Origin of the sequence: Brevibacillus borstelensis (genome assembly GCF_037834415.1) — a bacterium.
Classification (GTDB): Bacteria; Bacillota; Bacilli; order Brevibacillales; family Brevibacillaceae; genus Brevibacillus; species Brevibacillus borstelensis_A.
The window spans coordinates 1-12,870 of the sequence record NZ_JAUMSJ010000017.1 but is presented as its reverse complement, the minus strand read 5'-3'; the positions used below and the strand labels follow the sequence as shown (position 1 = coordinate 12,870).

12 protein-coding genes are annotated in these 12,870 nt (G+C 52.3%); 1 reads left to right on the top strand and 11 read right to left on the bottom strand.

Going from position 1 to position 12,870, the window contains the following annotated elements; translation table 11 throughout:
- Positions 1–8: 8 nt before the first annotated feature.
- The 4 genes from gltX to Q3F21_RS14695 form a co-directional block, all read right to left on the bottom strand.
- Positions 9–1,475 (bottom strand): glutamate--tRNA ligase, encoded by a 1,467-nt coding sequence (gltX, locus tag Q3F21_RS14710; RefSeq protein WP_340254200.1) that lies wholly within the window; start codon positions 1,473–1,475, stop codon positions 9–11.
- A gap of 82 nt (positions 1,476–1,557) precedes the next feature.
- Entirely contained in the window at positions 1,558–2,031 is a 474-nt protein-coding gene (gene ispF, locus Q3F21_RS14705; RefSeq protein WP_340254198.1) for a 2-C-methyl-D-erythritol 2,4-cyclodiphosphate synthase, read from the bottom strand.
- Positions 2,028–2,720: a 2-C-methyl-D-erythritol 4-phosphate cytidylyltransferase gene (gene ispD / locus Q3F21_RS14700; protein WP_340254500.1), complete on the bottom strand. Its 693-nt coding sequence runs from the start codon at positions 2,718–2,720 to the stop codon at positions 2,028–2,030. Before ispD ends, ispF begins: the two co-directional genes overlap by 4 nt.
- Positions 2,721–2,796: 76 nt before the next feature.
- Complete coding sequence (locus Q3F21_RS14695) at positions 2,797–3,888, bottom strand: PIN/TRAM domain-containing protein (RefSeq protein ID WP_340254195.1); 1,092 nt, start codon at positions 3,886–3,888, stop codon at positions 2,797–2,799.
- Positions 3,889–4,174: 286 nt separating this feature from the next.
- Between Q3F21_RS14695 and Q3F21_RS14690 the strand changes: the two genes are divergently transcribed.
- Positions 4,175–4,570 (top strand): DUF1573 domain-containing protein, encoded by a 396-nt coding sequence (locus Q3F21_RS14690; protein ID WP_340254192.1) that lies wholly within the window; start codon positions 4,175–4,177, stop codon positions 4,568–4,570.
- A 92-nt stretch (positions 4,571–4,662) separates the two neighbouring features.
- Here Q3F21_RS14690 and pssA read toward each other — a convergent pair whose 3' ends face one another.
- The 7 genes from pssA to Q3F21_RS14655 form a co-directional block, all read right to left on the bottom strand.
- On the bottom strand, positions 4,663–5,391 hold the full coding sequence (gene pssA, locus Q3F21_RS14685) for a CDP-diacylglycerol--serine O-phosphatidyltransferase (protein ID WP_340254189.1): 729 nt from the start codon (positions 5,389–5,391) through the stop codon (positions 4,663–4,665).
- 111 nt (positions 5,392–5,502) lie between these two features.
- Complete coding sequence (gene disA / locus Q3F21_RS14680) at positions 5,503–6,579, bottom strand: DNA integrity scanning diadenylate cyclase DisA (RefSeq protein ID WP_340254186.1); 1,077 nt, start codon at positions 6,577–6,579, stop codon at positions 5,503–5,505.
- 10 nt (positions 6,580–6,589) lie between these two features.
- Positions 6,590–7,960 (bottom strand): DNA repair protein RadA, encoded by a 1,371-nt coding sequence (radA, locus tag Q3F21_RS14675; protein ID WP_340254183.1) that lies wholly within the window; start codon positions 7,958–7,960, stop codon positions 6,590–6,592.
- A gap of 116 nt (positions 7,961–8,076) precedes the next feature.
- Positions 8,077–10,530, bottom strand: coding sequence for an ATP-dependent Clp protease ATP-binding subunit (locus tag Q3F21_RS14670; protein WP_340254180.1), 2,454 nt, complete (start codon positions 10,528–10,530; stop codon positions 8,077–8,079).
- Between the two features lie 103 nt (positions 10,531–10,633).
- Positions 10,634–11,698: a protein arginine kinase gene (locus Q3F21_RS14665; protein WP_340254177.1), complete on the bottom strand. Its 1,065-nt coding sequence runs from the start codon at positions 11,696–11,698 to the stop codon at positions 10,634–10,636.
- An 18-nt stretch (positions 11,699–11,716) separates the two neighbouring features.
- A complete protein-coding gene (locus tag Q3F21_RS14660; protein WP_340254174.1) occupies positions 11,717–12,235 on the bottom strand; it encodes a UvrB/UvrC motif-containing protein in 519 nt (172 codons plus the stop codon).
- A gap of 29 nt (positions 12,236–12,264) precedes the next feature.
- Complete coding sequence (locus Q3F21_RS14655) at positions 12,265–12,729, bottom strand: CtsR family transcriptional regulator (protein WP_340254171.1); 465 nt, start codon at positions 12,727–12,729, stop codon at positions 12,265–12,267.
- Positions 12,730–12,870 lie beyond the last annotated feature (141 nt).

Sequence of the window (12,870 nt, the reverse complement as noted above, 5' to 3'; positions counted from 1 at the left end):
TCCATTTATTATTCACCGTTGGCCAAAACGCGTTTCACGCGCTCAAACACGGTCTGTTGTCCCAGCAGATAGAGAGTTTCCGCCAGATCGCGTCCATGCGCCTGACCGGTGGCCGCTACGCGGACCGGCATGAACAGCGCCTTCCCTTTATAGCCGGTTTCTTTCTGCACGTCTTTCAAAATGGCCTTGATCGTATCCGCATTATATTCAGCGGCCGCCTCAAGGTGTTTGGTAAAGGAAGATAATACCTCCGGCAATTGCGGCTCCTTGAGCACAGCTCTCGCCTCTTCATCGTACACCACTTCTTCGAGGAAGAAAAGAGCGGCCAGCGGCACAATCTGCGCACAGTACGACATCTGCTCCTGATACAGAGCGACAATGCTGCGCACCCAAACCTTTTTCTCCTCGCTCAGCTCCTCATCGATAAAGCCGGCTTTTTGCAAATGAGGAATACACATCTCCGTAATCAGATCAACCGATTGACGCTTGATGTAGAAGTTGTTCATCCAGTTCATTTTCGTGGAGTCGAACACCGCCGGCGATTTGCTCACGCGATCTTCCGAGAACAGCTTGATCAGCTCGTCCAGCGAAAAGATCTCTTCTTCTCCACCCGGAGACCAGCCGAGCAGCACCAGGAAGTTGACGATCGCGTCCGGCAGGAAACCGAGCTCGCGATACTGTTCAATAAACTGGATGATGCTCTCGTCGCGCTTCGACATTTTTTTGCCTTCCTGATTGAGGATCAGCGCGAGATGGCCAAACTGAGGCGGCTCCCAACCAAACGCTTCGTAAATCATCAGCTGTCGGGGCGTATTGGACAGATGCTCCTCGCCGCGGAAGACGTGGCTGATTTTCATCAGGTAGTCATCGATGACGACGGCAAAGTTGTAGGTCGGAATTCCGTCCGGTCTACAGATGACGAAGTCGCCCATCTCTTTGGAATCAAACGTGACCTGTCCGCGAATCAGATCGTTGACCACATACTGCTTATCGTCCGGCACCATGAAATGGATGGATGGAGTGCGCCCTTCCTGCTCGTACTGTTCGCGCTGTTCCGGCGTAACATGGCGATGCTTCTCCAGGATGCGCGGCGTTTCTCCGCGGGCGAGCTGTTCTTCCCGCTCCGCGTCGAGCTCTTCCTTGGTCGCGTAACAGTAGTAGGCTTTTCCTTCAGAAAGCAGCTGATCGATGTACTTGCGGTAAATATCGAGGCGATCCATCTGGCGGTAAGGTCCGTACGGGCCGCCGATGTCTGTCCCTTCTTCCCAGGTGATGCCCAGCCATTTCAGATTTTTCATCTGTTCTTCGTCGGCGTTTTCTACGTTCCGGGTCTGGTCCGTATCCTCGATGCGGACGATGAAAGAGCCTCCGTGATGCTTGGCGAACAAATAGTTGAAAAGTGCAGTGCGCGCACCGCCAATATGTAAATGTCCGGTCGGACTTGGAGCATACCGTGTGCGGATTTCTTTAGCCATGATTGCGCCATCCTTTCGTGAAGCGAAAATCGCTTCCTTCTGTCACTTCGTATCTACGGGTTAATCTTACACCCTGTCCGCATTACTTGACAAGCAAGCAGGCGGCTTGGGCAGCAATTCCCTCTCCGCGACCGGTAAAGCCCAATTTTTCCGAGGTTGTGGCCTTTACGTTAATTTGTGACAAATCCTCCGCCTCAAGCACTCGGGCTATCAGCTCGCGCATCTGCGGGATATACGGAGCCATTTTTGGCGCTTGCGCGATGATCGTGGCATCCACGTTGCCCAGACGGTACCCCTTTTCTTTGACCAGCTTCCACACGTGTTCCATCAGCTTGACGCTGTCCGCATCTTTAAAGGCAGGGTCCGTATCGGGAAAATGACGGCCGATATCGCCCTCGCCAATCGCCCCAAGCAAAGCGTCGCTAATCGCGTGCAGCAAGACATCTGCGTCCGAGTGGCCGAGCAGCCCCTTTTCAAACGGGATCGTTACTCCACCAATAATGCAAGGCCGTCCCTCTACCAGCTGATGCACATCAAAACCTTGTCCGATTCTCATGATCCCTCTCCCTTTCTTCTCCTCAAAATTTCTTCTCCAAACCACAGATCATCCGGCGTGGTGATCTTGATGTTTTCGTAACTTCCCCGTACAACAGTGACTGCATGCCCCAGCCATTCGACCAGCATCGCATCGTCGGTGCCAGTTTTGTCTGCCTGCAATGCCGCTTCATGCGCCTCTCGCAACAAGGAAACGAGAAAAGCTTGTGGGGTTTGAACCGCCCACAAGCTCTCTCGTGCCGGGGTCGACTGGACTACTCCGTCTGCCCCTACCACTTTGATGGTATCCTTGACGGGAACGGCCATGATCGAAGCCCGATCTCGCCGCACCTGCCGAATCATCTCGCTGATTTGCTCGCGAGTTACGAAAGGACGGGCAGCATCGTGTACCAGCACGTACGAGCAGTCTGAGGATAGCGCAGCCAAGCCGTTCCTGACGCTGTCCTGCCTCTCGGCTCCGCCAAGCACAACGGTCAGCCTGAGCTGCTCCTGGCGCTTCCACTCCAGCACTTCTTCATGATCCTGCGCGCTAACCACCAGTACAATTTCCCCGATTTCGGGATGGCTGGTGAACAGGCGTACCGTACGAGTCAAGATCGGCTCGCCGCCAAGCGGCAGCCAAAGCTTGTTACGCTCTGCTCCCATGCGCTTCCCGGAACCGGCCGCAACGATTACGACTCCCGTCTCCACGTCTATTCCTCTCCAGTCTCTCTTGCTCAGGATGCTCGAAAAGGGAGGCTGCATCCCTCCCCCTTCACTCAATCCGCTACAATGCTTTTTCCAAAAGCTTCGGCTTGGCGAAGATCATCCGTCCCGCCGAAGTTTGCAACACGCTGGTTACGAGCACTTCCAGATCGTGCCCGATGTAGTCGCGGCCGCCCTCGACGACGATCATCGTGCCGTCGTCGAGATAAGCCACTCCCTGGCCATGCTCTTTGCCATCCTTGATGACTTGCACGGTCAGCTCCTCGCCCGGGAGGACAACCGGCTTTACCGCGTTGGCCAGATCATTGATATTCAATACGGCGACTCCCTGGAGCTCGCATACCTTGTTCAGGTTGAAATCATTGGTGACGACTTTGCCATTCATCACCTTCGCCAGCTTGATCAGCTTGCTGTCCACTTCCGAAACCTCTTCAAAGTCTCCCTCGTAGATCTGGACCTTTACCTTCATTTCCTTTTGGATCTTGTTTAAAATGTCCAGACCCCGGCGTCCGCGGTTTCGTTTCAGTACATCGGACGAATCGGCGATATGCTGCAGTTCCTCCAACACAAAACCGGGGATAACGAGTACGCCTTCGAGAAAGCCGGTCCGGCAAATGTCGGCAATTCGGCCGTCAATGATCACGCTCGTATCGAGGATTTTATACTCTACATTGGACGGGGACCCGCCGCTTTCCTTTTTTGACTTGTCCTTGCGCCCGATCGAGAAGACAGCCATGATCTCATCCCGCTTGCGGAAACCGACCTGAAAGCCCAAATATCCGAGCAAAGCCGAAACCATCAGCGGCAGCAAATCGCTTACTACCGGTATCGGAATGTTGCTGAGCTGGAGGAATAATAAAAAGGCAACGATAAGACCAATAATCAACCCCAAAGCTCCAAACATAACATCCACGATCGGCAATTTTAACAGCGTCTCTTCACCCCAGCGGACGATTCGCGATGTGTAATCGACAAACCAGTTGGCGAAGAAAAAGAACAGCACGGCTCCCAAAACAGCTCCGATGTAGCTTGTATACTTGAAATCACCAAAATTCAAAAGCGTGTTCAAGAGGTTAAAAAGATCAGGACCAAACTTGAAGCCCAAACCTCCTCCGACAAGTATAAAACAAATTTTCCCTAATCGGCGAACCATGCTTTCACCTCCTTGATATTAATATAGACAGAAGCTTAGCGGAAAAACCCTGCTTCTCAAAAACATAACATTCACCAATATGCGAGACTTTCCCCCACTATAACAAAAGTTAAATTCTAGTGTCAAATAGCCAAAAATTTTAACATACATGGCAATTTAACGTCAATGGAGAACTTCCGTTTCCCTCCGGTTTCAAATTGACAGCAGCTGGATTCCCTTCTTATAATGACAGTAATGTGCTGAATAATTCTGAAGATGGTAGCAGCCTAAAGCAGAGGTGAATCATATGGAAAAGCGAAACGTGGACGATTTTCAAGCCCAAGTTTCGGAGCTGCTGATCAGACATCGCAGCGTACTGGACGTCATGTCCAAGGTTCAGGAAAGCGCAGCCCGCATCAACCGTTCACTCACCAAAGCCATCACCGAATGCGGCTGTGTCGAAGTGGTGGCCAGGAAGCAAACATACGACCCCCAAAAAAGCCTGCAGGATAACCAGACACTGCTGGACACGCATTTCTCCGGTCCTTTGTGCGAGCATTGCCGTGACGTAGTTACCGCTGAACTGGGCAAAAACCTCTTTTACATCGCTGCACTCTGCAACATCACTGATGTCCGGCTTGAAGACGTCATTCAAAAGGAATCGGAGCGGTTACATACCCTCGGTGTATTTAACCTTTCATAAGCTCCCATTTGGTATTACGAACGAAGCACCAAAAAAGTTGCGTGCGAACAGAAAAAACCCGCTCCTCAAAAGCGGGTTTTTTAGTGCTCTTGCTACTCAAAGGGCAGCGACTCGTTTTCTTCTTTCTTCTCTTTTCGCAATTTTTTCAGGAGAAGGTCAACGTTTTTTTTTATCCCGTAAAGTGCGTAAACTGCCAATGGCAAGAAGACGATTTTCGGGAACTGCTGCGGGTATTTTACGGCGAAAACAACTACGATCGCCACGATAATGGGTGTGATCCAATACGCCGCTTTGGGAATCCCCACTTTTTTAAAGTTGGGGTACTTGATGTTGGATACCATCAGAAAAGCAAGCAGCAGCATGCTTGCCGCAAGCAACGCTACGTTAAACACGTGGTGGTACAAAGCCAGCGTAGCCAGCACCCCGCCTGCGGCGGTGATCGGCAGGCCGATAAAGTATCCGGGCACACCTGCTTGTACGTTAAAACGGGCGAGTCGCAACGCGCCGCAGATCGGGAATACGGCCGTTACAAAAATACCGATCAGATTGAGATCCTGCAGGGCCACTACGTACATGATAAAAGCCGGGGCCACTCCAAATGTAATCACGTCGGAAAGAGAATCCAATTCTTTGCCAAATTCGCTCTGGGCATTCAGCATGCGAGCCACGCGGCCATCCAAACCATCCATCAACATACCAATAATTACCGTAATCGCAGCATACTCCACATATTGGTTCCCCTGAAAGGCGAGAATAATGGCTACGATACCCAAGAACAAATTGCTCACGGTTAGCATGTTCGGTAACGATTTAACGAACATAGACTACCTCCTGGTTTCCTGCGCAAAGGAGAAACGGGTATGGCACTGCCAGCCCCTGTTAGAAATCCTTCGGCAAATGTCAAAACAATAATGACTCTATCCTATTCTACCTTAAATGTGCCTGTCAATGAACACCTGTTCTTGAATTCGCTTCAATCCGTCTTTGATCGCCCGCGCTCGAACCTCTCCAATGCCGTCTACCTCGTCCAGTTCTTCGATCGTCGCCATCATGATTCGGGGCAAATTGTGAAAATGCTCGACGAGATTTGAAATGATCGAAATGGGCAAGCGGGGGATTTTATGCAAGATCCTGTAACCGCGCGGCGAGAGCGATTCTTCCAGCATGGTTGGGTTGGCGGAATAGCCGAGAATCCGTAAAAAGGGACCCATTTCCAGCACTTCGTCTGCTGTGAGCTTTTTCATCTCCTTTAAGACTTGCTCAGGCGAAACGGCCGGACTTTTGGCGTAATCGCGAATCAGCATATGCGCTTCCTCGTCAATATTGCCGACCAATTCCTCCAGCTGCATGGTGACAAGCCGGCCTTCCGTCCCTAATTCGTATATATATTTGGTAATTTCCGCTTTAATGCGTAAAACCATTTCAATTCGCTGCAGTACAGAGGTCACCTCGTGCAGCGTCACCAGCTCCTCGAACTCCAGCGCTCCGAGGTTGGTTAATGACTGATCGAGTACAGCCTTGTACTTTTCCAGCGTGGAAATCGCTTGGTTGGCCTTGGCGAGAATCACGCTGATCTCGTTTAGGACATAGCGGAATGGACCTTGATACAGAGTGATGACATTGCGGCGCTGAGAAATGGCTATGACCAGGTAATTCGTGTGCAATGCGGTTCTTTGCGCCGTCCGATGGCGAGTCCCTGTTTCGCTGGAAGGGATCGCAGCGGGAGGAAACAGCTGCGTGTTGGCAAACAAGATCTTTTTTGCATCCTCACTAACTATGATCGCCCCGTCCATCTTGGCCAATTCATATAAATGCGCCGGAGTGAAGTCGCAATTAATGGAAAACCCTCCGTCGACAATGTTCTTCATTTCAGGACCGTATCCGACGACAATCAGGCCACCGGTTTTGGCCCGCAATACATTTTCCAATCCCTCGCGGAGCGGAGTCCCCGGGGCAACAAGACGAAGCACATCGCTGTAGACCGGTTCTCTTTTGTTTGTATCAAGCATACAGGTGCTTCTACCCCCTTAGCACTTCACTCAATGCTTCCGAAATATTGCTGACTCCGATCACTTCTATATCAGCGGGAACGTCGAGTCCCCGGATGTTCTTGGACGGGATGATTACGCGCTTGAACCCGAGCTTGTGGGCTTCCCGTATCCGCTGTTCGATTCGGGATACACCGCGAACTTCGCCCGTTAAGCCCACCTCTCCGATGACGACATCATGGGGATTCGTCGCGTGATCGCGAAAGCTGCTGGCAATGCTTACTGCGATCGCCAAATCGACAGCCGGTTCATCCAGGCGAACGCCGCCAGCCACGTTGACATAGGCATCCTGATTTTGCAGCATGAGGCCCATTCTCTTCTCAAGCACAGCCATAATCATTCCGACCCGTTGATGATCGACACCGGTAGCCATCCGGCGCGGGGTCACAAAGCTGGTCGGCGCAACCAACGCCTGCAGCTCTACCAGAACCGGCCTGGTCCCCTCCATGCTGGCGACTACCGTCGAACCAGCCACACCGACTGGCCGTTCCGCCAAAAAGATCTCAGAGGGGTTTCCGACCTCCTCCAGGCCCTTTTCTTTCATCTCGAAAATGCCGATTTCATTCGTCGAGCCAAATCGGTTTTTTACTGCCCGCAGGATCCGGAAGGTGTTATGCCGTTCGCCTTCAAAGTACAACACCGCATCCACCATGTGCTCCAGCATGCGGGGGCCGGCAATCGCGCCTTCTTTTGTCACGTGACCGACGATGAATGTCGCGATCCCCTTCCCTTTGGCGATGCGCATCAGCTGCGAGGTCGTTTCCCTCACCTGAGCGACGCTCCCCGCCGCGGACTGGACGGCAGGATGGAAGACAGTCTGAATCGAGTCGATGATCAGCACCTGGGGGTCTACTTGGGAAATATGCTGCTCGATCAGATCGAGGTCGTTTTCTGCGAGAACATACATCGGGGGCGTGCTCATTCCGAGCCGGTCGGCACGCAGCTTGATTTGCTTCGCGGATTCCTCGCCGGATACGTACAGAACTTTAATCCCGCCGTGAGCTAGCGCAAACGACGTCTGCAAGAGCAGAGTGGACTTCCCGATGCCTGGATCGCCGCCGACCAGAACCATCGAGCCGGGAACGAGCCCTCCACCCAGAACCCGATTCAATTCGCCGATTGTTGTATCCATTCGCGGCTCTTCTTCACCCGCCACCTCAGTCAACGGCAGAGCCGCCGCCTGCCGCTGTCCTCCATGCAAACCCTCATGGCGGGAGGCAGCCTTTATCGAAACCTCTTCCACCATCGTATTCCAATTGTTGCAGCCAGGACATTTGCCCATCCACTTGGGCGATTCATAGCCACATTCTTGACACGCGTATTTCGTTTTATACTTGGACATAGTTTGTACCTCGTTTTGGGATTCTCCTCTATAGGATTATCATACATGATGGAAACAAAAAAAGAATACCTCCTGTATACAGGAGGTACCCTTTCTGCGCTTGCCTAAACCTCTCATTATGAAGTTGTTTTCTCAAGACGCTTTACGACGAGCTTATCCTCCTCAGCATCAATGGAGACGGTATCGCCTTTGCTGATGCTGCCTTTCAGCAATTCTTCGGACAATCTGTCTTCGATGTTGCGCTGGATCGCGCGGCGCAGCGGCCGTGCCCCGTAAGCGGGATCGAAGCCTTCCTTGGCCAGCACTTTCTTGGCTGCCTCGGTGAGTTGGAAATCGATCTCCTGCTCTTTCAGACGCTTGCGCAGATCCTCGGTCATCAAGGAAACAATCTGTTCGATGTGCTCCTGCTCCAGGGAGTGGAAGACGATGACCTCGTCAATCCGGTTCAGGAACTCGGGGCGGAAGCTTTTCTTCAGTTCTTCCATGACCTTGTCTTTCATGTCCTGGTACTTTTTCTCTGTCTCGTTGCCGGCTGTGAAACCGAGTGTCGTGTTTTTCTTGATCAGGTTGGCCCCGACGTTGGATGTCATGATCACGACCGTATTGCGGAAGTCAACGGTTCTTCCCTTGGAATCGGTCAGACGGCCGTCGTCCAGTACCTGCAGAAGAATGTTGAAAACATCGGGATGAGCTTTCTCGATTTCGTCGAGCAAGATGACGGAATACGGTTTGCGTCGGACCTTTTCTGTCAGCTGGCCGCCTTCATCATATCCGACATATCCCGGAGGAGCGCCGACCAGACGCGCCGTGGAGTGTTTTTCCATGTACTCCGACATGTCGACCCGAATCATCGCGTCCTCGTCGCCAAACAGCGTCTCGGCAACGGCCCGAGCCAATTCGGTTTTCCCTACCCCGGTCGGTCCGAGGAAGATAAACGAGCCGATCGGACGTTTCGGATCTTTCAAACCGGCACGCGCCCGGCGAACAGCACGAGCAACCGATTTGACGGCTTCATCCTGCCCGATTACACGGTCATGCAGGATTTCTTCCATTTTCAAGAGTCGTTCTGTCTCTTCTTCTTTCAGCTTGACCACCGGGATTCCGGTCCAGTTCGCCACCACGTGGGCGATATCTTCCGGAGTGACCTCCATGTTCAACTGGCCTTGCCGTTCTTTCCAGTCCTTCTTGGTTTTTTCCAGCTCTTCGCGCAGCTTCTGCTCCTTGTCGCGCAGGGACGCTGCTTCTTCGAACTCCTGGGACTGTACAGCCGCATCTTTTTCCTTGCGTACTTCTTCCAAACGCCCTTCCAGTTCCTTGAGGTTCGGCGGAACCGTAAAGGATTGGAGGCGTACCTTGGAAGCTGCCTCATCGATCAGGTCGATCGCTTTGTCCGGCAGGAAGCGATCTGTGATGTAACGATCAGACAGTTTTACCGCCTGTTCAATCGCTTCATCGGTAATTTTCACGCGGTGATGCGCTTCATAGCGGTCCCGCAAGCCATGGAGGATTTTGATCGCATCCTCCGTATTCGGCTGATCGACCTGGATCGGCTGGAATCGGCGCTCCAGAGCGGCGTCCTTTTCAATATACTTGCGGTATTCATCCAGCGTGGTCGCACCGACGCATTGCAGCTCGCCGCGAGCCAGGGCTGGCTTCAAAATGTTGGAAGCGTCAATCGCACCCTCTGCTCCGCCTGCACCGATCAGCGTGTGCAGTTCGTCGATAAAGAGAATGATATTGCCGGCCTGGCGAATCTCATCCATGATTTTTTTCAGGCGGTCTTCAAATTCCCCGCGATACTTGGTACCGGCCACCACTGTCCCCATGTCCAGTGTCATAACCCGCTTGTCGCGAAGCGTTTCCGGGATTTCGTTGTTGACGATCTTTTGCGCAAGCCCTTCGGCAATCGCCGTCTTCCCGACGCCAGGCTCCCCGATCAGCACAGGGTTGTTCTTGGTGCGGCGGCTGAGCACCTGAATCACGCGCTCGATTTCTTTTTGGCGTCCGATCACCGGATCCAGTCCGCCATCGCGAGCGATTGCCGTCAAGTCTCTTGCCAGGCTGTCCAGAGTTGGCGTGTTGGCCGCAGGATTGCTGCCCGAAGGCTGATGGGAATTCATCATTTCCGAGCTTCCCAAAAGCTGTAGAACTTGCTGGCGAGCTTTGTTCAGACTGACGCCCAGATTGTTCATGATCCGAGCCGCGATTCCTTCGCCTTCACGAATCAAGCCAAGCAGGATGTGCTCGGTTCCCACGTACGTATGCCCAAGCTTGCGGGCTTCATCCATGGAAAGCTCAATGACCTTTTTGGCACGGGGTGTGTAGTTTGGGGTGTAGTTGCCGCCCGCTTGCTCTGTCCCGCGTCCAATCAGCGACTCCACTTCGCTTTGAATTTTGTCGAGCCCAAGGCCGAGCGATTGCAGTGCCTTGGCTGCGATTCCTTCGCCTTCACGGATCAGGCCGAGCAGCACGTGCTCCGTTCCGATATCCTTATGTCCCAGTCTAACGGCCTCTTCCAAGGCGAGTGCCAACACTTTTTGCGCGCGTTCGGTAAAACGTCCAAACATCATAATCTCATGCACCTCCAGTAACCATCTTTATAGTTCTATGCTTTGTTTCCTCATAACTTTTATTTTTGCGTATAACGATGATATGGACAGCAAATTTTCTCGCTTACTGTCGAACAGACAGCTTTTCCCGGATCAGTCTTGCCCGCCGCTCATCCCTTTGATCAGGCGAAAGCTTTTGGCCGGCGTGATGCTGCAAAAAGCCGGGCTGCGTCGTAACCAGCAACTCATTCAAAACGAGATGGGGAATGTTTTTCACGATCTCCAGATCGATTCCCAAGCGGACATCGGAAAGCCTTTGGGCGGCTTCCTTGGATTCCATCGTTCGGGCGTACTGCAGGATTCCATAGGAGCGGAGAATCCGGTCCTCCAATGTGACTCGGGAATGCTCAACCAAATACCTTCGGGCAACCCGCTCCTGCTCGATGATTTGCCTTGCGACACCGTACAGATTGGACAAAATATCCGACTCAGACATCCCGAGCGTCACCTGATTGGACAGCTGGAACAGATTCCCCAGCGCTTCGCTGCCCTCTCCGTAGATGCCTCTCACGACCAACCCTACTTGATTGATCGCCTGCAAAATCCGGTTGATCTGCTGCGTCATCACCAGTGCCGGCAGATGAAGCATGACCGATGCCCGGATACCTGTTCCCACATTGGTGGGGCAGCTCGTCAGAAAGCCTCGGGTTTCGTCAAACGCGTAGTTGACGTGCCTCTCAAAAATATCGTCGATTTTTGTGCCCATATCCCACGCCTGCTGGAGCTGGAAACCGGGCAGCAGCACCTGGATCCGAATGTGGTCTTCTTCGTTTACCATGATGCTGATCGACTCATCGCTGCTAAGGAGCACAGCTCCCTTTCGCGACTCTTCCGCCAGATGAGGGCTGATCAAATGCTTTTCGACGAGAACGCGCTTTTCCAATGGGTTGACGTGCTCCATCTGGATCAGCTCAAGCTGTCCGAGCTTTTTCATCTCCTCCGTTCCGCTTACTTCCGCCACCTTGCGCACGACTTCTTCCGCCTGCGAGTCAGTGGCCAAAAGCGGAAAGGGATGCTGCCGGAGATTGCGTGCGATCCTCAGCCTCGTACTTATGACGATGTCGGAATCAGGGCCTTCTCCTTTCATCCAGTTGCTCCAAGGGTTTTGCATAAACTGTTGTTGGGACATGCTCCTCACCTCCCCTGTTTACGATTGACCCAGCTTTTGTTCCAGTGCCTTGATACGGTCGCGAATTTCCGCAGCCTTTTCAAACTCTTCGCTGGCTACGTGCCGTTGAAGCGCTTGTTTCAATTGCTCCAGTTCCTTGCGCCGTTTCAGTTGGCCGCCGGTACGTTCCGGAACCTTTCCGATATGCTGTGTATTTCCGTGAATCCGGCGAAAGAGCGGATCCAGACGATCCCCCAAAAATGTGTAGCAGTCACTGCAGCCAAAACGGCCGCTCTTGCTGAATTGTGCATATGTCAGCCCGCAGGTCTCGCAACGCAGCGTTTTGCTTGCTGGGGTTTCCTGACTTTTTTTTTGCGCCGGATCGAAATGGAGCAGGCCGGAAAGGAGATTATGAATGCTGAAGTTATGAAAACCGGGAAAGACATCTCCTTTTTCCTGGGCGCATTGCTCGCAAATATGGTACTCGGTCTTTTCACCGTTGACGATCTTTGTCAGATGAAGCGTAGCTTGACGTTTGCCGCATTCTTCACAGTTCATCCTGTCGTCCCTCCTGCCAATGCATTTGGTTACCGCAATAAAATCGTGGCGATCATCTGCTTTAACATGGTAGCCCGCAAACGGTCTCTCAATTCAGCGTCCACTAACAGCACATTGCGCGAAGTAGCAATCTTCATGAGAGCCGCTTCCCGTTGGCTGATCAATTTTTCCTCCAGAAGGCGGTCTATGATCGCATAGCCGACACCTTGGGTAATACTGTCGCCAATCAGTTCTTCCGTGAGCAGCTCTTGCAGTTTCGCCTTGCTGACAATCTGTACCTTTCGAATCCGGATGTAGCCCCCGCCGCCGCGTTTGCTTTCGACGACGTATCCCTTTTCTACAGTAAATCGGGTATTAATGACGTAATTGATTTGAGAAGGCACACACTGAAAGATGTCGGCAAGCTCACTACGCTGAATCTCGACAGAGCCGTCTGGACTTTCCGTTAAAATTCGCTTTAAATGCTGCTCTATAATGTCCGAGATGTTACGCATTCGTCGCCTCCCTGTTCAACAGTGTTTGCTCTTTGATTATTGACTTTGACTATCTTTGACTTTAATTATAATGAGTTTTTTTGGGGTTTGCAAGGGGGTAAGACACTTTCTAGTGTGGGCAAAATGGTCAAAGTTGAAACC

What these genes read in the sequence shown, in the direction of transcription:
- Q3F21_RS14695 (WP_340254195.1), bottom strand. Translation starts at nt 3,888, where the DNA reads ATGGTTCGCCGATTAGGGAAAATTTGTTTTATACTTGTCGGAGGAGGT.
- radA (WP_340254183.1), bottom strand. Translation starts at nt 7,960, where the DNA reads ATGTCCAAGTATAAAACGAAATACGCGTGTCAAGAATGTGGCTATGAA.
- Q3F21_RS14670 (WP_340254180.1), bottom strand. Translation starts at nt 10,530, where the DNA reads ATGATGTTTGGACGTTTTACCGAACGCGCGCAAAAAGTGTTGGCACTC.
- gltX (WP_340254200.1), bottom strand. Translation starts at nt 1,475, where the DNA reads ATGGCTAAAGAAATCCGCACACGGTATGCTCCAAGTCCGACCGGACAT.
- disA (WP_340254186.1), bottom strand. Translation starts at nt 6,579, where the DNA reads ATGCTTGATACAAACAAAAGAGAACCGGTCTACAGCGATGTGCTTCGT.
- pssA (WP_340254189.1), bottom strand. Translation starts at nt 5,391, where the DNA reads ATGTTCGTTAAATCGTTACCGAACATGCTAACCGTGAGCAATTTGTTC.
- Q3F21_RS14660 (WP_340254174.1), bottom strand. Translation starts at nt 12,235, where the DNA reads ATGAACTGTGAAGAATGCGGCAAACGTCAAGCTACGCTTCATCTGACA.
- ispF (WP_340254198.1), bottom strand. Translation starts at nt 2,031, where the DNA reads ATGAGAATCGGACAAGGTTTTGATGTGCATCAGCTGGTAGAGGGACGG.
- Q3F21_RS14690 (WP_340254192.1), top strand. Translation starts at nt 4,175, where the DNA reads ATGGAAAAGCGAAACGTGGACGATTTTCAAGCCCAAGTTTCGGAGCTG.
- Q3F21_RS14665 (WP_340254177.1), bottom strand. Translation starts at nt 11,698, where the DNA reads ATGTCCCAACAACAGTTTATGCAAAACCCTTGGAGCAACTGGATGAAA.
- Q3F21_RS14655 (WP_340254171.1), bottom strand. Translation starts at nt 12,729, where the DNA reads ATGCGTAACATCTCGGACATTATAGAGCAGCATTTAAAGCGAATTTTA.